Here is a 19,200-nt window from a genome sequence, read left to right on the forward strand (position 1 = left end):
TCATCAATCAGCGAAGCCTGTGGTACGCCTTCAACATGTCGATCAGGGCTCGCAGCCCGCTGCCCAGCTGATGCCGGCTGGGATAGAAGAGGTTGAATCCGGCAAAACTCGGGCTCCAGTCGTCCAGCACGCTCTGCAGCCTCCCGTCGGCCAGCGCCTCGCTCACCTCCTCCTCCAGACAGTAGGCCAGCCCCAGCCCCGCCTCGGCCGCCCCCAGATAGAGCGCCGGGGTGCTGGTGGTCAGGGGCCCGCTCACCTCTATCTCCAGCAACTTGTCATCGGCGGCGAAGGCCCAGCGATAGTGGTGGTGAGGAGTGAGGCGATAGCCGATGCAGTCGTGCTGGCTCAGCTCGCTCGGATGGCGGGGAATGCCGCGGGCCGCCAGATAGGCTGGGGAGCCCACCACCAGGTAGCGATGCTGGGCTCCCAGCGGCACGGCCACCATCTCTTTTGGCAGCAAGTCCCCATAGAAGAGGGCGGCGTCATAGCCATCCTCGATGAGACGGGGCATCAGCTCCATCTCCACGACTTCCACCCGCATGCGCGGGTAGCGCACCAGATAGTCGATGAGCACGGGGGCGAGCAGCTCCTGAATGGCGGCCTTGGGCCCGCAGATCTTCAGATGGCCGATGGGCTCGTCACTGTGGCGGGTGAGTTCGCAAAGTGCCTCCTCCAGCCTGCCCAGCGTGGGCAGCAACTGCCCCAGCAGCCGTTCCCCCGCATCGGTCGGTACCACGGCCCGGGTGCTGCGATTGAGCAGCCGGGTCCCCAGACGGTGCTCCAATCCCTTCAGACTGTGGCTGATCGCCGAGGCGGAGACCCCGAGTTCGAGGGCGGCCTTGCTGAAACTGCGATGGCGGGCGACGGCGGCAAACACCGCCAGTTCGGCGAGATCGGAGCGGGTAATAGTCATATGGCTCGGTGAAAAAAGGGCGAGCAACAAGGGTACGCCAAGGGGGCGGCGGGCACAATCGGTCGCCAAAACGGCGAATGTAATGCAGTTGTTGCGGTCACTAAGTATTGGAATCCATTGAAACAAATTTGAATTGTTAAAAAATACTGACAGTTTGGCATTCGAAATGTGAGCTGGCGCGTCCAGAAGGCGACGACAATCAAACTTTGGTTGATTAATTCAAAAAAACGCTGTGATTAATAGGGGTGTTTATTTAGAGTCAGCTCATCGGATGAGGTGCTTGTTTCCAGTTTGTTATGCGAAGCGGGTGCAGTACTCAACGCCAGCATGTCATGCCGCAAGATGTTGCAATCCGGTTGTCACGGGAGGTGATGACAGGGTGCCGCGGTGTGAAGCAGTCATGCAGGGACGAACAGCAGCAGTTCCAGGGATGCGGAACCGGCCAGGTGGCCAATAAACAACGAGATCCCCTTTCCTTGATGACAGGAATATCCCTATGTCTGACATGAACATTGCAGTAGAAGGCAACATAACCCGTCCTGCCTCTTCCCGTGGCATCAACAAGGCCGATGTGGTCTGGATGCTGGGCCTGTACGGTACCGCCATCGGTGCCGGTGTGCTCTTCCTGCCGATCAACGCCGGTGTCGGTGGCCTGTGGCCGCTGGTGGCCATGCTGATCCTGGCCCTGCCGCTCACCTTCTTCGCCCACCGTGGCCTGACCCGCTTCGTGCTGTCCGGCTCCACCCGTGATGGCGACATCACCGAGGTGGTGGAAGAGCACTTTGGCAAGACCGCGGGCAAGTTCATCACCCTGCTCTACTTCTTCGCCATCTACCCGATCCTGCTGATGTACTCCGTGGCCATCACCAACACGGTGGAGAGCCTGATGGTGCACCAGCTGGGCATGACGGCGCCCCCCCGTGCCATTCTCTCCCTGGTGCTGATCCTGGGCCTGATGGCGATCGTGCGCCTCGGCGGCCAGGTGATCGTCAAGGCGATGAGCGTGCTGGTGTTCCCCTTCGTGGTCACCCTGATGGGCCTGGCACTCTACTTGGTTCCCCACTGGAACGGTGCCATCATCACCGAAGCGCCGGCCCTGTCCGACGCCTTCAACGGTGACTTCATCAAGACCCTGTGGCTGGCCATTCCGGTGATGGTGTTCTCCTTCAACCACTCGCCGATCATCTCCTCCTTCGCGGTGGACAACAAAGGTCGCTACGGTGAAGGGGCCGAGAAGAAGTGCAGCAACATCCTGCTGGGCGCCCACGTCATGATGGTCATGACCGTAATGTTCTTCGTGTTCAGCTGCGTGCTGAGCCTCTCCCCGGCGGATCTGGCGGCGGCCAAGGAGCAGAACATCTCCATCCTCTCCTACCTGGCCAACCACTTCGACAACCCGGTGATCGCTACCGTGGCACCGCTCATCGCCATGGTCGCCATCAGCAAGTCCTTCCTGGGTCACTACCTGGGGGCACAAGAGGGCATGAACGGCCTGATGGCCAAGTCCCTTCGCGAGAAGGGCAAGAATGTCGACGTCAAGCAACTGAACAAGGTCACCGCGGTCTTCATGATCCTGACCACCTGGGCCATCGCCACCATCAACCCGAGCATCCTCGGCATGATCGAAGACCTGGGCGGCCCCATCATCGCCATGCTGCTGTTCCTGATGCCGATGTACGCCATCGCCAAGGTGCCCGCCATGCGTAAATACGCCGGCAACCTCAGCAACGGTTTCGTCACCCTGATCGGCCTCATCGCCATGTCCGGCATCATCTACAAGCTGATTGCCTGATAACACGGGTTACCCGCTTGAATGAAGAAGCCGCCTCGCAAGAGGCGGCTTTTTTTATTCTTATAATACTATCCAGCCTTGTTTAATAACGGTTTTCATTTTATTTTTTCAAAGCTTTTTTAAATGAGCATAAAAAATTTTCAATCTGTGTAGGTTCTAATTTTTGAATTGGTTTTGGAAACTCTGATACCGGAAGTTTTTCTTGACTTGATGCTCCTTTTTTTAAAAGTCCTTTTTCTTCTAGATTTATTGCGCCGATACGTGTTCCTGCATGTAAATAAATCATGCTAGGGGAGAACCCTAAATATGCGGATATACGAATAGCAGTATCATAAATAGCTAGCTCACCAAATTTAATAACCTTGTTTTCTTTTATTACATTATAAACGTCATCAAAAGAGTTAGCACAAGTTAACTCCCTTTGCTTAGGCATAATATTGTCTATCATTAGTTGCAGCGTGCCGTTATCAACACCATGTTTAACGCCACCAAGCTCGATAAACTCAGCCTGATGGCTATGCTTTAATTCATATTCGTGTCCATCATAAAAAATTTTGAATTTTGCACGGCAGCTATATATTATTACCTGCTCTAGGGAGGGTAGTGTGCGATAGAAGTTTAAGTAATGGTGTTGGAAATCAGCCCTGCTTATGAACGTTATTTTTTGAGTAATTTCTTCACCAAACTCATTTTGAGGTTTATATAATGTGTAGTCTTGTTTAAGGTATAAATTAACAAGATATTCTAAATGCTTAGTTGAGTTCATGTTTTTGCCCTTATTAAATATAGTATTGTTTTAAAATTTATAGAAATTAGTTAGTCGATATGCCGAATTTATTTATTATGCTCAGTATCCGATTGGAGAACTATTTCGTTTATACACAATCTTTATTTCCATTAAATGGAGGTAGCCGTTTGAGTATGTTAGATTCTGTTGTTTAAAATAGAAAGTCAAGCAAATAAGAAGTTTATGCGGGATCAATAAATAACGAACTTATGGGTGATGTCTTGAGTCTAAAAGAGAATTCATAGCGCCAGAAAAAAGGTTAAAGTACGAATGCCAGCCGAGTGATCGTTGCTGGCAGTGGCATAACAGCATTAAGCTTATTTGTTGTCGATGTTCTCCACTATCCGCACCCTGCTACCCGCTTCTGACCCAGCACTACCGCCTCTGCGCGGCGCCCGACTACCTAAATCGCCACGGCGTGCCTCGTCATCCGGCCGATCTCGCCCACCACCAGTGTCTGCATGGCAACTGGGGCGAGCACGAGCGCTGGCAATTTGTTGGCGAGAATGGCCAGAGCGAGGAGGGGCGGGTGGCCTCGCGCCTTCGCATCAACCACTGGCCAGCGCTGCTGACGGCAGTGCTGGCAGGGGCTGGCATCAGCTTGCAGCCTGCCGATCAGGTGCAAGGCCATATCGCCTCAGGGCGTCTGCTGCCCCTGCTCGACACTTATCGCATTCCGGACAAGACCCTCCATTTCATCTACCCGGCGGCGCGCCGCCAGGTGCTCAAGATCACCCTGCTGGGGGATTTTCTGGTCGAGGCGCTACAACCGGACTCAGTGCCTAAATAAAGCGCTGTATATTCTTGCATCGTGCTTAACAAAGGGGCGAGGGAGGCCTAACATGGCGGGATGTTTTTCTAGTCGGGACAAAAGGATATGTCTGGGTTGAAAAAGGATCTCGGGCTCTGGCAGGGAATGGGGCTGCTCGCTACCTCACTGCTGGGCACCGGGATCTTCGTGGTGCCGGCGACTGCCGCCTCGCTGGCGGGGGGGGCGTCGCTCTGGGCCTGGGGGCTGCTCATCGTGCTGGTGCTGCCCATCGCCTTCACCTTCGCCCGCCTCGGGCGCCGTTACCCCCATGCGGGGGGCGCCCCCCACCTCATCGGGCTGGCCTTTGGCAACGGCGCCGAGCGCTTCTCCGCCTTCCTGTTCCTGGCGGTGCTGCCGGTGGGTCTGCCCGCCGCCCTCACCATAGCCGCCGGCTTCTGGCACTCCTTGTTCGAATTGGGGGAGTGGACCCTCTGGGCCATCCAGCTGCTGACCCTGCTCGGGGTCTTCCTGCTCGGCCTGCGGGGGGCGCGCTCCTCCGGCAATCTGCAACTGCTGATCGCTTTGGCCATACTGGGGCTGACCCTGCTCATCGGCGTCAAGGGGGAGATCAGCTGGCGTGACGCGGCCCAGCCGCTGCCAGCGGCGAGCGAATGGCCCGCCATGGGCACGGCGCTGGCGGTGATGTTCTGGTGCTTCGTGGGGCTCGAGGCCTTCGCCCACATGGGGGAGGAGTTCAAGCGGCCGGAGCGGGACTATCCCATCGCCCTGCTCGGCGGCGTGCTGCTGGCTGGGCTCATCTACTGGATCCACTCCCTGGTGGTGCTCAAATACGGCCTGTACGGAGACGAGGCGAAAAATGCCACCGCCATCCCGGCCCTGCTCTCGCTCTTGTTCGGGCCCACCGCCAAGTGGCTGGTGGCCATACTCGGCTACCTCTCCTGCTTCGCCAGCATCAACATCTACCTGCAGGGTTTTGCACGTCTCATCTGGAGCATGGCACGAGAGGGCAAGCTGCCCGCCTCCCTCTCCAAACTGTCCGCCCGGGGGGCGCCTCTGAACGCCCTGTGCTGGGTGCTCGCCATCTGCCTCGTCTCCATTACCCTGATCCTCTGGCTCCAACTGCCGCTGGATGCCCTGATCCGCTACGCCAACGGCAACTTCGTGCTGGTCTACCTGCTCTGCATGGCGGCGGGCTGGCGCCTGCTTGGCGGCACGGGCAAGGGGCTGGCGGGGCTGAGCGTGCTGCTCTGCGCCCTGGTGCTGGTGGCACTGGCCTCCGAGGTGCTCTATGCGGTGCTGCTGAGTGCTCTCTATGGCGGCTTCTCCCTGTGGCGCCGCCATCGTCGTCGCGTCTCCGGTGGTGATCCCTGCGCCATCAAATAAGTCTGCCTCTGAATGAGAAAAGCCCCGCACGTGCGGGGCTTTTTGCTAGTCGGCGGACGGGGTGAGATCGCTGCGCAAGAGGGCGTAGTGGTGCAGGGAGATGAAGCCATCCCCCTTGCGCTCGCATTCGCGCGCCGTGCCCTCGTAGCGAAAGCCGGCCCGCTCGAGCAGGCGGGCGGAGCGGCTGTTCGGCTCCTCCACCACCGCCAGCAGCCGATGGAGGTCCGTGGTGCCATAGACGAGGGGGAGCCATAGCCCGAGCGCCGCGCTCATCACTCCCTTGCCCCAATGCTCGGGGTAGAGCCAGTAACCGAGCTCGGCCCGTTTGTGCTCCGGGTCGACGCCGTTGTAGCCGATGGCTCCCAGCGGTTCCCCCGTGCGTCGGCAGCGAATGAGGTGCCAGGCGCCGCTTCCGGTGCGGATCAGGTCGGCGTACCAGGCCATCTGGGCCTGACAGGCCGCCAGGCTGTCATAGCTGACGCCGTAATACTTGATGACCCCGGGATCCGACAGGCCGCGATAGATGTGGGGCAGATCGGCATCGGCGACGGGATCGAGCCTGACCTCAGGCCCTGCTGGTACAGTCATGGGATGTTCCTTGCGGCCAGCCTTGGCTGGCCGCTGAAGGGGTGGATAAGAACCGGGTTCATGTCCCGGAGAGCCCCAGCAGGCCGGCCAGCCTTGCCAGCTCGTCACGCCAGCTCTGCTGCAGGCGCGGAGTCTGGTGCCTGGGCTTGCGGGCCAGATCGGCGGAGAGCAGGGCTTCCAGCTCGTACCAGCGCGCCAGTTGCGTCTCCTCGTCATCGGCGTTGGCTTGCTGCCGGGCCGGACTCGCGGTCACAGGGTCTGCCCCCGGGACGGGCGGCTCATCGCCGAGCAGCTCGGCATAGGCCCGCTCGGCGCTGTGGGCCTCCACAATCCGTCCCTCCTTGATGAGCCAGAAGCGGTTGCAGCTGCGTTCGATGAGCTCCCGATCGTGGGAGACCAGCAGCACGCCCCCCGGGAAGGCGGCAATGGCCTCTGCCAGCTCCTCCTTGCCTGCCAGATCCAGGTGATTGGTGGGCTCGTCAAGCCAGAGCATGTGGTGGCTGCCGAGCGACAGGGCGAGAAACAACAGCCGTGCCCGCTCACCCCCGCTCAGGGTGGCCACCTTCTGGCCGTGCCTGACATAGGGGAAGCCCGCCCGGATCAGCGCGTGGCGCAGCGTCACCTCCGGCAGGGGGGCCAGGGGGTAGAGGGCGTCACTCAGGGTGGCGTCCCCGTCCAGCTGCTGCAGGGACTGATCGTAATAGGCGATGCTGGCATCGGGATGGCAGTACCAGCCTGTCTGCGGGCGCTGAGAGGCGAGATCGGCCCAGCATTGGCGCAGCAGGGAAGATTTGCCGGTGCCGTTGGCGCCGAGCAGGGCGACCCTGTCACCGGCGCGCAGTCTGAGCTCCTCAGCCCGCAATAGCGGTGGCAAGCCGGGGGCCGGGGCGACATCGAGCGCCTCCAGCCGCAGCAGGGTATCGGCGGGCAGGCTCAGCCCGCGCAGCTCGAGTTGCCAGGGGGCCAGCGCGGCCACCCGGCTCTGCTCTTCCTGCAGGCGGGCGATGCGTTTTTCCATGGACTTGGCCTGGCGCACCAGCTTCTCGTTGTCATGCTCGCGCCCCCAGATGGCGAGGCGCTTGCTGCTGGCGCTCAGGCGGTCGATCTCTTTTTGCTCATCGGCCCGGCGCAAACGGGCCTGCTCATCCTCGGCGGCCAGGGCCGCCCTGGCCCGGCTGCAGGGGAGGGCGAAGCGATGGATCGCACCGTCCCGCAGGATCAGGGTCTCGCTGGTGACCCTGTCCAGCAGGCGACCGTCGTGGGAGACCAGCACGAAGGCGCCGCGCCAGCCCAGCAGAAACTGCTCCAGCCAGAGCAGAGAGGGGAGATCCAGATGATTGCTGGGTTCATCGAGCAGCAGCAGATTGGGCTGGCGCAGCAGGGCCCGGCCTATCTGCAGCCGGCTGTGCTGGCCGCCGCTCAGCGCACTGACCGGCAGCGCCGCCTGTTCATCCAGTTGCAGGTCGGTCAGCATCTTGCCCACCTGCCATTCGGCGGCGGGATCGTTGGCCAGCGCATCAAACAGCACGGCGCGGGTGCTGAGGGTCGCAAGCCCGGCGGGTAGTTGCTGCGCCACGAACTCACAGCGGCAGGCGCTGGCCTGCACGATCCGGCCGGCCTGGGGGGAACGCGTGCCGGCCAGCAGAGCCAGCAGGGTGCTCTTGCCGCAACCGTTGGCGCCGATCAGGCCCAGCCTGTCACCGCTGCGGATGCTGAGTTCTAGGCTGTCAAATAACGGCAGGTGCCCTGCGCTCATCTGCAGGGAGTGGGTACTCATCAGGGTTGTCATGCTCTTGCTCTCTTAAATCACGGGATCGAAGATCCCTGTCATCAGGAGCGCTGGCGACAACGGCAGAGTCGAGAAAGGTCTCGTGTAGGAAGGAGTCGGCTTTGCTCGAACCCGCTATCGCAGCGCGATGGAATGCAGGCAAGAGCACTCGAATGTGCCGAACAGGCGAGCCGAGAACATCGGACACGCTTGGATAACCATTTTTTACCTCCTTGTGTTTCGTTATGGCTGGGTGGAGCGATTATAAGCGCAGAAAAAATAACCGTCTATCGGGAGGAGAGAGACGCAGTGACAGCATCACGGGGATGCTGCGCGCATAAAATGGCGCCACAACAAAAACGCCCCGTGGTGCGGGGCGTCTGAAAACTGAGGTGCGGGATCAGTCGCGGGGTGTCTTGAGGGCCTGGATGACATCATCGGTGGGAGCCAGCTCGTTGACATGGTTGAAGCTGTCGAGCCCCTGTTGCGGGTTGATGGTGAAGGCATCGGCGCTGATATAGCCGCCTGTCCCGGCACTCTCCACGATGACGATGAGCTCGGGCTGCTTGTCGCCGTTGAGATCCAATAGTTTCAGCTCCTTGATGCTGCCATCGCGCGGCAGCACCTTGCCGTCGATGAACTGATCAAGGGGGAATTCGGGGTTGGCGCCTGAGTAGAGGCGCACGTCATAGCTGCCGGTGGAGGCGGGTTCGCCGCGCCCCTCGTTGACGATGAGCACCTGACCCGCAGGCAGCGTCAGTTGCTGGAAGAATCCCTCTGCCGCCTGGCTGGTCAGGGGCAGGGTGAGCAGTCCGAGAGTAATGAGTAAGGCTTTCATGGATGTGACCCTTGTTGCTGCTTGTGTTGCTGTGTCAGTGGCAGGGGACAAGCCCCTGCCGTGTCGTGGCCCTGATTACCAGATCTTGACCCGTTTGGCCGGGTCCAGATAGAGCTTGTCACCGGGTTGGATGTTGAATGCCTCGTAGAAGGCGGGAATGTTCGGCACTACCCCGTTGACCCGGTATTCGGGCGGGGAGTGGGGATCCGAGGCGAGCAGCATCTGCATCAGCTCGGGTCTATACATGCCCTTCCACACCTGGGCCCAGCCGAGGAAGAATCGCTGTTCCCCGGTGAAGCCGTCCAGTACCGGAGCCTCCTTGCCATTCAGGGAGAGCAGATAGGCCTTGTGGGCGATGGTGAGGCCGCCGAGATCGCCGATGTTCTCCCCCAGGGTGAACTGGCCGTTGACGTACTGCCCCTTGATGGGTTCGAAGCGGTTGTACTGGGCCACCAGTCGGCTGGTGCGGAAGCGGAACTCCTTGAGATCATGGGGGGTCCACCAGTCGCGCATCACGCCGTCACCGTCGGATTTCGCCCCCTGATCGTCGAAGCCGTGGCCCATCTCGTGGCCGATGACGCCGCCGATGGCACCGTAGTTCACCGCATCATCCGCCTGCATGTCGAAGAAGGGAGGTTGCAGTATGGCGGCCGGGAACACGATCTCGTTGTTGCTCGGGTTGTAGTAGGCGTTCACCGTCTGGGGTGACATGTGCCACTCGTTTCTGTCCATCGGCTTGCCGAGGCGCGCCAGGTTGTCGGCGTATTCGAAGGCGCGGGCCCGTTGCAGGTTGCCCACCAGATCGTCGGCACGGATGGCGATGGCGCTGTAATCCTTCCACTTGTCCGGGTAGCCGATCTTGGGTCTGAACTTGGCGAGCTTCTCCTTGGCTTGAGCCTTGGTGGCTGGCGACATCCAGTCCAGTTCCTCGATGCTCTGGCCGTAGGCGGTGCGCAGGTTCTCCACCAGCTGCTCCATGCGTTCCTTGGCCGCGGGCGGGAAGTAGTGCTCCACATAGAGCTTGCCCACCGCCTCGCCCAGGTGATCATCCAGCACCCCGAGGGCCCGCTCCCAGGGCGCGCGCTGCTTGGGTGTCCCGCTTAAGGTCGTGCCGAAGAAGGCGAAGTTCTGGGCATCGGTCTGGCTGTCGAGGTAGGGGGCGTAATCGGTGATGAGGTGCCACTTGAGGTAAGTCTGCCAGTCCGCCAGCGGGGTCTGGCGCATCAGGCCGTCGAGGGCACTGAGATAGCTTGGCTGGCCGATGACCAGGCTCTGCTGACCCGCGAGGCCGGCTTCACCGAGGTAGGCATCCCAGGGGATGCTGGGGGCGAGGCGCCCCAGTTCGCTCACCGGTTCCTTGTTGTAGTTCTTCTCCCTGTCCCGCAGGGCTACGTTGTCCCACTGGATCCTGGCTATCCGGGTCTCGAGAGCCAGCACCCGCTTGGCCTTGGCGGCGGCGTCCGGCTCGCCGAAGCGGCCGAGCATGCCGGCGATGTGTTGCTCGTATTTTTTGAGCAGCGCCTGGCTCGCGGCATCCGTCTTGAGGTAGTAGTCCCGGTCCGGCAGGCTGAGGCCGGACTGATAGAGATAGACGGCGTAGCTGTCCGGCGCCTTGGCATCGGCGTCTATCCAGAAGCCGAAGGGAGCACCGCCGCCGCTGCGGCCGCTCTGGGCGAAGGCGCGAGCCAGCGCCTGCTGGTCGCCGATCCGGTCGATGTCGGCAAGCAGGGGTAGCAGGGGCGTCGTGCCTTTGGCATTCCGGGTCTGCTGGTCCAGATAGCTGTGGTAGAGATCGCGGATCTGCTGGGCCTCAGAGCCCGCAGTCGCCTTGGCATCCAGCCCTTCCACCAGCACCCGCACATCGGCGAGGGACTTGTCCCGGAGCATGTAGAAGGCGCCGTCGGCGGGCCTGTCGTCGGGGATCTTGGCGGTGCCGAGCCAGTGACCGTTCACGTAGCGGAAGAAGTCGTCACCGGGTTTGACCGAGGTATCCATGTTGGCCAGCGCGAGGCCGGAGTGCTTGTTGCTGACGTCCGGTGCCTGACTGCAGCCTGCCAGCAGGGCCAGTCCGATGAGGCCGGCCAATATGCTTTTCTTATTGTTCATTGTTTGATTCCAATTCGGGTTATTCAGCTTCCCTGCCCAGATCGGGAGGAATCTCACTCTAGCAGCCGGGTTAGCGCTTGATAAGTCCGACTCTGCTAAGATCGGCCCGACCATTTTGGGGAAGCCAATGATTTCTCGTATCTATTCTCGCTTTTGTCAGACTCTGCCCGCGCCCGAAGGTTCCAGCGGCTTGCTGGTGGCCTTCAGCGGCGGGCTCGACTCCACCGTGCTGCTGGTGCTGGCTGTGCGCTATGCTAGGGAGCGGGGGCTGCCGGTGCGGGCCCTGCACGTCCATCACGGCCTGAGCCCCCATGCGGACGACTGGGTCACCCATTGTGAGGGGGTGTGTCAGCAACTGGCGGTCCCCCTCATGGTCGAGCGGGTGCAACTGGTCAGGGGCAACGGCGAGAGCCTGGAGGCCCAGGCCCGTACGGCGCGCTACGCCCGTCTCGCCGCCCGACTGGAGGAGGGGGGGTGGTTGCTCAGCGCCCATCATCAGGACGATCAGCTGGAGACCCTGCTGCTGGCCCTCAAACGCGGTGCCGGCCTGCGAGGCTTGGCGGGCATGGTGCCGAGCCAGCCCTTTGCGGGTGGCCTGTTGCTGCGTCCCCTGCTGGACGTGAGCCGGGCCGAGTTGGCGGAGTGTGCCGCCACCCTGCCGTATGGCTGGGTGGAGGATGAGAGCAATCAGGACACGGAGTACGATCGCAACTTCCTGCGCCAGCAACTGATCCCCCAACTCAAGGCGCGTTGGCCCGCCATGGCCCAGACGGCGGTGCGCAGCATGGCCATCTGCGCCGAGCAGGAGGCGCTCGTCGACGAACTGGCGCAGGCGGACTGGCAACTGGCGGCAGAGGGAGAGGGACTGCGCATCGCGCCGCTGCTGGGGTTGTCCCAGGCCAGGCGCAATAACCTGCTGCGTTACTGGATCCGCCGCCAGGGGGGAGAGATGCCGGCGCGGGATCTGCTCGCCCTGCTCTGGCTGGAGGTGGCGCTGGCGCGGGAGGATGCCAACCCGCGCCTCTCGTTGAAAGGGCTGGAGTGTCGCCGTTACCAGGGCGTCCTCCATCTGGTCAGGCCCGAACTGGCCCCTCGCCACGAGACGCTCCCCTTGACGGTGGGGGAGACGCTGTCATTGCCGGATGGGCTGGGACTCTGCAGCCTGCGACCTCAGGCTGCCAGTGACGCTGAGGGAGAGAGACTGCGAGCACCGCGAGCGGACGAGCCGTTGTCGGTGCGCTTCCAGGTGGCGGCGGGCAGCATGCTCAAGCCCGTGGGACGCGGGGGCAGTCGGCGTTTGAAGAAGCTGTTGCAGGAGTATGGGGTGCCCTCCTGGCAACGGGGGCGTATTCCCATCCTCTACTACGGTGAGCAGGTGGCTGCGCTGGGGGATCTCTTCGTCTGCGACGGTTTTCTGGCGACCGATGGGGGCCTTGTCTGGCATTGGCAAGCCAGGATCCTGCCCGACAATGCATAGGGGCTTGGGGAGGTTTTCAGATAGACAGCGGGCGGGCTGACCGTCGGCATCCTCCCTCGATACTGACGAGGCTGTTGTGGCTTATTCCTGCCTTCTTGCGGACGCGGAGGAAGGCACTCGCGTCAAGCTGATCAGTCGGTGATACCCGCCTTCTTGCGGGCATAGAGGTGAGCATCCGCCGCCTCATACAGGCTCTGCACATCCAGCCCCGAGTGCCAGCTGGCTGCCCCCAGACTGCATCCTACCGTGAAGGCGCTGAGCTCCTTGTGACTGTGCAGCACGTGCTGCAAACGCAGCCAGACCGGGCGCCAGGCTTCGGGATCGGCAGGCTGCAGCAAGAGGGCGAATTCGTCCCCCCCGAGGCGAAACGCCTGATCCGTGCTGCGAATGCAGCCTTGCAGCAGTTGGGCGAAGCGGCTCAGCACCAGATCCCCCACCGGATGACCCCAGGTGTCGTTGATCAACTTGAAGCGATCGAGATCCAGCAGCACCAGCACCAGGCCGTGGGGCTCGCGGCAGTGCTGCTCCACCGCCCGACCTATCACCTCGTCGAAATAGGAGCGGTTGCCAAGCCCGGTCAGGTGATCGAGGCGTACCTGCTGCTCCAGTGCGTCGAGACGCAGATAGAGGGGCAAGGGGAGGGAGAGCAGTTGGTGACACTGACGCAGCTGACGTTGCTGCTCCCCGCTGATGGGGTGTTCCAGCTCGTATTGCAGCAGGCAGAGGCGTTGCTCGTGCTGGCCGCGCAGCTCGAAGCGATAGCTGTGCAGCGTCTGGCCAGCCCGCGGAGGATGGGAGATGAGGGCGCGAGACTGGCCGCAATCGACATGCAGACTGTGGATGGGGACAAGGGTTGCCGCCCGCTCGGCAAAAACTGTCAGCAGGGCGTCAAGATCCCGTTGCGCCAGCAGCAGGTCGATCAGCTGATGGTTGTCCATGACAGAGGGCGGTTGAAGCCGCTCCAACCGCTGTACCCACTGCTCGACACCCTGTCCGAAGCCATTCAATGACGATGTGTTTTCCACGCTGCAACCCTTGAACATCCTATTTGCATGCCCTTTTCTAGCAATCCCTGTGCCGAAAATATATCCGATGGGAAAAAGTCGGCTGGCTAGGCTTAACGAAACACAAGGGGAGTAAAAACGGAGGATGGATGTCGCCCGGCTGGCGGCGGGATCCTTGGAGAAAGGCGCTGGCCGCCAGGATCCCGGCTGGGGACAAGAGGATTGTCCGTCTCCAGGCCGGGTGTCCGGCGTCAAGAGGCAGCGTGTTGTGCTGCCTTGGTGTGGGTTGATAGAGAGAGTGGAGGCCTGAGTGTATGCAGACCTGCTGATCCTGCTGTTTTTCGCCGTCCTGCTGGTGGCGCTGTTTCGGCGTCTCGGCCAGCCGGTGATCCTCGCCTATCTGTTCGCCGGCATGCTGCTCGGCCCCCATGGCGCCGCCATCATCACGGGTCAGGCCATGATGCAGACCATAGGGGAGCTGGGCATCGTCTTTTTGATGTTCTCCCTCGGTCTCGAGTTCTCGCTGCCCAAGCTGGTCGCCATGCGCAAGCTGGTGCTGGGGGTCGGCGGCCTGCAGGTGCTGCTCACCACGACGCTCTTCTTCGCGCTGGCCTGGTGGTGGGGGCTGAGCCTGCCCCAGGCGCTGGTGGTGGCGGGCACATTGGCGCTCTCCTCCACCGCCGTGGTGATCAAGCAGCTCGGGGAGCTCAAACAGCTGCACACCCGGCGCGCCCAGCTCGGGGTGAGCGTGCTGCTGTTCCAGGATCTCGCCGTGGTGCCGCTGCTGGTGATGATCCCCATCCTCGCCCAGCCCGAGGTGCAGGGCAGCGCCCTGCTGGCGGAGATCGCCTGGGCCTCGTTGAAGGGGCTGCTCGCTCTCTTCACCCTGCTGGCGGTGGGAAAGTGGCTGCTGCCATTGGTGTTTCACGAGGTGGCGCGGGCCCGCTCCGACGAGCTGTTCGTGCTCTGCGCCCTGCTGGTGGCACTGCTGGCGGCCTCCCTCACCCAGTGGATGGGGCTCTCCATGGCGCTTGGCGCCTTCCTGGCGGGTATGATGCTGGGCGAGTCCCACTATCGCCATCAGCTGGAGGTGGACATCAAGCCGTTTCGGGACGTATTGATGGGTCTCTTCTTCATCACCATCGGCATGACCATGGACTGGTTGCTGGTGGCCACGGCCTGGTGGCAGGTTGCGTTGAGTGTGCTCGGCCTCATCCTGTTCAAGTCCCTGCTGGTCTTGCTGGCGGGTCGGCTGATGGGGGAGCGCAAACGGGACGCCATGGCGGCGGGCATCATGCTGAGCCAGGTCGGGGAGTTTGGCTTCGTGTTGCTGGCGCTGGCGAGCCACCACGGCCTGCTCGGCCACGGGCAGGTCTCCTTGCTCATCGGGATCGGGGTTTGCTCCATTGCCCTGACCCCCTGGCTGGTGCAAAAGGCGCAAGGGCTGGCCCACAGTTTTACCGACACTGTCCTGCTCTCGCGCGCCGACGTCGCCATCTCGGGCCTTGGCAAACATCAGCACGTCATCATCGCCGGGTTCGGTCGCACCGGCCAGACCTGTGCCCGCTTCCTGAAACTCGAGGAGCTGCCCTTCCTCGCGCTGGATCTCGACCCCGAGCGGGTGAGCGAGGCCAAGCTTGCGGGGGAGCAGGTGGCATTCGGGGATGCCAGTCGGCGGGACATCTTGCTGGCCGCCGGGCTCATGCGGGCGCGGCTGGTGATCATCACCTTCGATGATCGCAAGCGGGTCGACGCCATGCTGACCCTGATCCGGGAGCTGGCGAGCGGGGTCAAGGTGCTGGTGCGCACCCGGGATGACAGCTTCCTCGAACACTACAAGCAGGCGGGGGCCTTCGAGGTGATCCCGGAGTCCCAGGAGGGGGCCCTGATGCTGGTCTCCCACCTGCTGGTCAACTGCGACATCCCCATCGGCCGGGTGATCCGGCGCATGGAGCATGAGCGCAGCAGCCAGTATCGCTTCCTACACGGCTTCTACTGGGGGGATCAGAGCGCCAGCAACCTGGAGACGGATCAGCTGCTGGAGCGTCTGCATCCGGTATTGCTGCACGATCAGGCCTGGGCGGTGGGACGCAGTCTGGGAGAGCTCTCTCTGGTGGAGGTGAGGGTCAAGGCCATCCATCGCGGGGATCAGAGCCTGGAGCCCAGAGCCGAGCTCAGGCTGGCGGCAGGGGACAGGCTGGTGCTGTTTGGCAACGCGGTGGCCATGGAGCAGGCCGAACAGCGCCTGCTGGAGGGGCACTAGGGACGGCCCTCAGGCCTCCTCTCGCACCGGCTCTTCGATATCCAGGAAGGCCTCGATCCGCTGGCGCTCGTTCAGGGCATCCTGATAGCCAAGCTGGATCAACTGCTGACAATAACCCGGATAGAACATCAGGAAGCTGGCCAGGCTGCTGCTCTCGTGGCCGTTTACTCCGAGCACCCGCAGCAGGCGGCGCAATTGGGTCGGCAACTTGTGCAGATAGTCGAGGGCGACAAGATCCAGATCCTGGCTAGGCCGGATGACACAGGTCTCCACCTGGCGCAGCCTGAGGCGATTGCGCTCCCGCTCGGGAATGAGGGAGAGGGTCTGGTTGATGCGCCCGAGCCGCTCCAGATCCGAGTTGAGGGTATCGGAGAAGACGGTGTTGAGCAGGTGCCCCGCGATGTTGGAGCTGGTCAGATGGCCCTGACGGGGCGCCTGATTGATGTGGCCCGGACTGTCCAGGGTCACCAGCAGGATCCGCTCCGCCCCCAGGTGGATGGCGGGGCTCAAAGGGCTCAGCTGGTGGATGGAACCATCCCCGTAGAAACGCTCGCCGATGCGGGTGGCCGGGAAGACGAAGGGCAGGGCGGCGGAGGCGAGCAGGTGATCCGAGGTGAGCAGAGTACGCAGGCCGCGCCGTCTGGCCCGCTCCCAGGGTTGATGCTCGGCGCGGCCCTGAAAGAAGGTTGTGGAGAGGCCGTCATCGTAGTCGGAGGCGGTGATGGCAATGGCCTCCAGGCTGCCGTAGAGGATGTTGTCATCGATGCGGTGATAGTCGATGACCTGCTCCAGCAGACGGCGCAATGGGGCGTTGTCAAACAGGTGGAAGGCGCGGTTGTTGTCCGCGCTGATGAGACCGGCGGATCCCTGGTAGAGGGTGCGCCACAGCAGCTGGCAGGGGTGGAAGTCGAAGATGTGGTGGGTCTCGAAGCGGCGCCAGATCCACTCCAGCTTGCGTACCCCCAGATGGAAACAGGAGGCGTAGCAGGCCAGTGCCGTGACGTTGAGGGCGCCCGCCGAGGTGCCGCACAGGATGGGGAAGGGGATGCCGATGTTGCGGGGGTAGAGCTCGGCCACCGCCTTGAGGACACCCACCTGATAGGCGGCGCGAGCACCACCACCGGTCAACAGAAGAGCTGTGTTGGGTCTGGCCATGGGATTGCGCCTTATTGTTGCCACTGCACGATTTAACTATAAGACGCTGTATCAAATATAAAAATGGGCCGACATATCATTTTTTACGACGGGACTGACGGCCCATTGCCGGGACGGGGCCAGCCCTAGGCGCGGGCCTGGCTCAGCTCGTCAAAGGCTGCAAACACCGGGGGGCTGGCGAGGATGCGGCCATGGCCTAGCCCCCGGGTGCTCACCAGCCGGCAGTGTCCGTCCTCGGCCGCCCGCAGCGAATCTCCATGGGGGGCGAACCTGTCCTCCTCGTCGTGGACGATGAGAGAAACCCCGTCACGATTGGCCAGCCTGCCCATGGGATCCACGGTGCTGAGTGGGTGCTGGTACTCCCGTTCTATCTCCTTGACCACCGCATCGAACAGCCGGATGGAGTAGCCGGAGCGGGCCACCATACCGTAGAGCTGGGGCACGTAATCGAGTACCGGGGAGATGAGCAGCAGCGGCAGGGGGTCGAGGGCCGGGTGGCGGCTTGCCAGGGTCACTGCGCCCCCCATGCTGTGGGTGATGACCCCCTCGATGGGGCCGAAGCGTTCGAGCAGCTCGTCGAAGGCGCGCACGAAGCGGGGCAGATGGCCGGTGTGGCCCTCGCTCTGGCCGTGGGCGGGGTGATCGTAGGCCAGGGCGGTGAACCCCTGGGCGGCGATGTGGCTCATCAGGGGGTAGAACTGGCTGGCGCTGCCGGACCAGCCGTGCATCAGCAGCCAGACCGGGCCCTGACCGAGGCGGTAGCTCATCAGGGTGCCCTCGCTGGTGTGCACGGCCTGCTGCACCAGGCCATCGGGGGCCGTGGCATCGCGACCGGCCCGCTGCGGGGTGAGCAGCAGTTTGCTGGCGGTACGGCGGGCGTGAGCGGGAGCCAGCACGTGGTGCAAGCGGGCGCCCAGCCCCAGCAACAGCTTGCTCGGGCTGAAGCGGCGGGTGTTGAAGTAGATTTTGCTGCTCATGGTCATCCTGTGGTTTTTATGTGCGAACGGTCGTGCTTTTTTGTGGGTTTTTAAAAACTAGCGCCAGCTCATCAGCAGATTTTCCACCTCGGGCCAGAAGTGGCTGGCGGGATCCTGACACAAATCCAGGGCATTGAACACCTGATCCCCGAGATAGAGGCCATAGAGCCGGTAGACGGCACGCCAGGGATCGAGATCCGCGCGCCACTCACCGCTGGCCTGGCCCTGTACCACCTGGCGGGCCAGGTAGTCGAGCCAGAAGCGTACCAACTGGCGGGCCGCCTGTTGAACGGCTCCCTCCTGGGCCGAGGTCCAGGCGTCGAGGAACATGCAGCGGCCTGCGAAGCTTTGGTTCCAGGCAAGCCAAGCTTGCAACAGGGCCACCAGCTTGCTCTGCTGGGTCTGATGGTGCTGACGGCGCACCGGCTGGATCACCCGCTCCCTGAACACTTCGGCGGAGTAGGTGAGCACGGCGATCTGCAGGTTGTCCCTGGACTGGAAGTGAGCGAACAGGCCGCTCTTTGACATCTCGCAGGCACTGGCCAGCGACCCTATGGTCAGGCTCTCCAGCCCTTGCAGGCTGGCTTGCTCGAAGGCGGTCAGCAAAATGTTTTCCCGGGTCAGTCGGCCCTTGCTCATGATCTCTCCTCGCTGTCGCTGGCAGCATAAAGTACGACCGTACTATTTGTCGAGCGAAGGAATCCAGGTCATGGACCCGGCCAGTCTCAGTCGTCCTTGATCCCCAGCTGCTGCAATGCGATGACCGCCTGGGTGCGATTCTTGACCCCGAGCTTCCTGAAGATGGCGGTGATATGGGCCTTGATGGTGGCCTCGGAGACGTTGAGCTCCCAGGCGATCTGCTTGTTGAGACTGCCGTCTCGCAGCATGATCAGCACCTTGTACTGCTGTGGCGTGAGGCTGGCGAGCCTGCTGGCGAGATCGGAGCCGTCGACGGGCTCGGGCTGCAGGGAGATCCCCTCCGGCACCCAGTTATCGCCACCGATCACCGTATTGAGGGCGCTGACCAGCTCCTTCATGGGCACGGACTTGGGGATGAAACCGAGGGCGCCGAGGCGCAGCACCTGGTTGATGATGGCGGGATCCTCGGAGGCGGAGACCACCACCACGGGCAGATCCGGGTATTGGCCGCGCAGATAGGCGAGTCCCTCGAAACCATTGGCCCCCGGCATCTTGAGATCGAGCAGCAGCAGATCCACCTCGGGGTGATCCCCCAGCAGATGGGTCAGGCTGTCGATGGAGTCGGCTTCCAGCAGTTGGGCATCGTCGATGGCCAGGTGCACCGCTTGATAGAGTGCGCCCCGAAACAGGGGGTGGTCATCTGCGATGCAGATGGTAAATTGGCTGTCCATTGCTCAC

General features: G+C 62.2%; 16 protein-coding genes. 5 read left to right on the forward strand and 11 right to left on the reverse strand.

The window, feature by feature from the left end:
- Window positions 1–7 precede the first annotated feature (7 nt).
- A complete protein-coding gene (locus ABNP46_RS05275) occupies window positions 8–913 on the reverse strand; it encodes a LysR family transcriptional regulator (RefSeq protein WP_349921379.1) in 906 nt (301 codons plus the stop codon).
- A 496-nt stretch (window positions 914–1,409) separates the two neighbouring features.
- Between ABNP46_RS05275 and ABNP46_RS05280 the strand changes: the two genes are divergently transcribed.
- Window positions 1,410–2,705: an HAAAP family serine/threonine permease gene (locus ABNP46_RS05280; protein ID WP_349921380.1), complete on the forward strand. Its 1,296-nt coding sequence runs from the start codon at window positions 1,410–1,412 to the stop codon at window positions 2,703–2,705.
- Between the two features lie 100 nt (window positions 2,706–2,805).
- Here ABNP46_RS05280 and ABNP46_RS05285 read toward each other — a convergent pair whose 3' ends face one another.
- Complete coding sequence (locus ABNP46_RS05285) at window positions 2,806–3,471, reverse strand: hypothetical protein (RefSeq protein WP_349921381.1); 666 nt, start codon at window positions 3,469–3,471, stop codon at window positions 2,806–2,808.
- 385 nt (window positions 3,472–3,856) lie between these two features.
- Between ABNP46_RS05285 and ABNP46_RS05290 the strand changes: the two genes are divergently transcribed.
- The gene (locus ABNP46_RS05290; RefSeq protein WP_349922388.1) at window positions 3,857–4,282 is read left to right on the forward strand and encodes a substrate binding domain-containing protein; all 426 of its coding nucleotides are present in this window, start codon (window positions 3,857–3,859) and stop codon (window positions 4,280–4,282) included.
- 87 nt (window positions 4,283–4,369) lie between these two features.
- Window positions 4,370–5,647 carry an L-methionine/branched-chain amino acid transporter gene (gene yjeH, locus ABNP46_RS05295; RefSeq protein WP_349921382.1) on the forward strand — a complete coding sequence of 426 codons (1,278 nt, stop codon included), beginning with the start codon at window positions 4,370–4,372 and terminating at the stop codon, window positions 5,645–5,647.
- Window positions 5,648–5,692: 45 nt separating this feature from the next.
- Here yjeH and ABNP46_RS05300 read toward each other — a convergent pair whose 3' ends face one another.
- From ABNP46_RS05300 to ABNP46_RS05315, 4 genes are all read right to left on the reverse strand, one after another.
- Window positions 5,693–6,235: a GNAT family N-acetyltransferase gene (locus tag ABNP46_RS05300; protein WP_349921383.1), complete on the reverse strand. Its 543-nt coding sequence runs from the start codon at window positions 6,233–6,235 to the stop codon at window positions 5,693–5,695.
- 58 nt (window positions 6,236–6,293) lie between these two features.
- Window positions 6,294–8,024, reverse strand: a complete 1,731-nt coding sequence (locus ABNP46_RS05305; RefSeq protein ID WP_349921384.1) for an ABC-F family ATP-binding cassette domain-containing protein — start codon at window positions 8,022–8,024, stop codon at window positions 6,294–6,296.
- 379 nt (window positions 8,025–8,403) lie between these two features.
- Window positions 8,404–8,841 carry a PliI family lysozyme inhibitor of I-type lysozyme gene (locus tag ABNP46_RS05310; protein ID WP_349921385.1) on the reverse strand — a complete coding sequence of 146 codons (438 nt, stop codon included), beginning with the start codon at window positions 8,839–8,841 and terminating at the stop codon, window positions 8,404–8,406.
- Between the two features lie 75 nt (window positions 8,842–8,916).
- On the reverse strand, window positions 8,917–10,947 hold the full coding sequence (locus ABNP46_RS05315) for a M13 family metallopeptidase (protein WP_349921386.1): 2,031 nt from the start codon (window positions 10,945–10,947) through the stop codon (window positions 8,917–8,919).
- Between the two features lie 127 nt (window positions 10,948–11,074).
- Between ABNP46_RS05315 and tilS the strand changes: the two genes are divergently transcribed.
- The gene (gene tilS / locus ABNP46_RS05320; RefSeq protein ID WP_349921387.1) at window positions 11,075–12,424 is read left to right on the forward strand and encodes a tRNA lysidine(34) synthetase TilS; all 1,350 of its coding nucleotides are present in this window, start codon (window positions 11,075–11,077) and stop codon (window positions 12,422–12,424) included.
- Window positions 12,425–12,555: 131 nt separating this feature from the next.
- On the opposite strand, the gene ABNP46_RS05325 is transcribed toward tilS, so the two are convergent.
- Window positions 12,556–13,467 carry a GGDEF domain-containing protein gene (locus ABNP46_RS05325; RefSeq protein WP_349921388.1) on the reverse strand — a complete coding sequence of 304 codons (912 nt, stop codon included), beginning with the start codon at window positions 13,465–13,467 and terminating at the stop codon, window positions 12,556–12,558.
- 271 nt (window positions 13,468–13,738) lie between these two features.
- Between ABNP46_RS05325 and ABNP46_RS05330 the strand changes: the two genes are divergently transcribed.
- On the forward strand, window positions 13,739–15,691 hold the full coding sequence (locus ABNP46_RS05330; protein ID WP_349921389.1) for a cation:proton antiporter domain-containing protein: 1,953 nt from the start codon (window positions 13,739–13,741) through the stop codon (window positions 15,689–15,691).
- Window positions 15,692–15,700: 9 nt separating this feature from the next.
- On the opposite strand, the gene ABNP46_RS05335 is transcribed toward ABNP46_RS05330, so the two are convergent.
- The 4 genes from ABNP46_RS05335 to ABNP46_RS05350 all read right to left on the reverse strand — a co-directional run bounded on the left by ABNP46_RS05335 (window position 15,701) and on the right by ABNP46_RS05350 (window position 19,193).
- The gene (locus ABNP46_RS05335; RefSeq protein WP_349921390.1) at window positions 15,701–16,846 is read right to left on the reverse strand and encodes a patatin-like phospholipase family protein; all 1,146 of its coding nucleotides are present in this window, start codon (window positions 16,844–16,846) and stop codon (window positions 15,701–15,703) included.
- 125 nt (window positions 16,847–16,971) lie between these two features.
- A complete protein-coding gene (locus tag ABNP46_RS05340; protein ID WP_349921391.1) occupies window positions 16,972–17,823 on the reverse strand; it encodes an alpha/beta fold hydrolase in 852 nt (283 codons plus the stop codon).
- Window positions 17,824–17,880: 57 nt separating this feature from the next.
- Window positions 17,881–18,462 (reverse strand): TetR/AcrR family transcriptional regulator, encoded by a 582-nt coding sequence (locus ABNP46_RS05345; protein WP_349921392.1) that lies wholly within the window; start codon window positions 18,460–18,462, stop codon window positions 17,881–17,883.
- 86 nt (window positions 18,463–18,548) lie between these two features.
- Window positions 18,549–19,193 carry a response regulator transcription factor gene (locus ABNP46_RS05350; RefSeq protein ID WP_349921393.1) on the reverse strand — a complete coding sequence of 215 codons (645 nt, stop codon included), beginning with the start codon at window positions 19,191–19,193 and terminating at the stop codon, window positions 18,549–18,551.
- Window positions 19,194–19,200 lie beyond the last annotated feature (7 nt).

The organism is Aeromonas veronii, assembly GCF_040215105.1.
Lineage (GTDB): Bacteria > Pseudomonadota > Gammaproteobacteria > Enterobacterales > Aeromonadaceae > Aeromonas > Aeromonas veronii_G.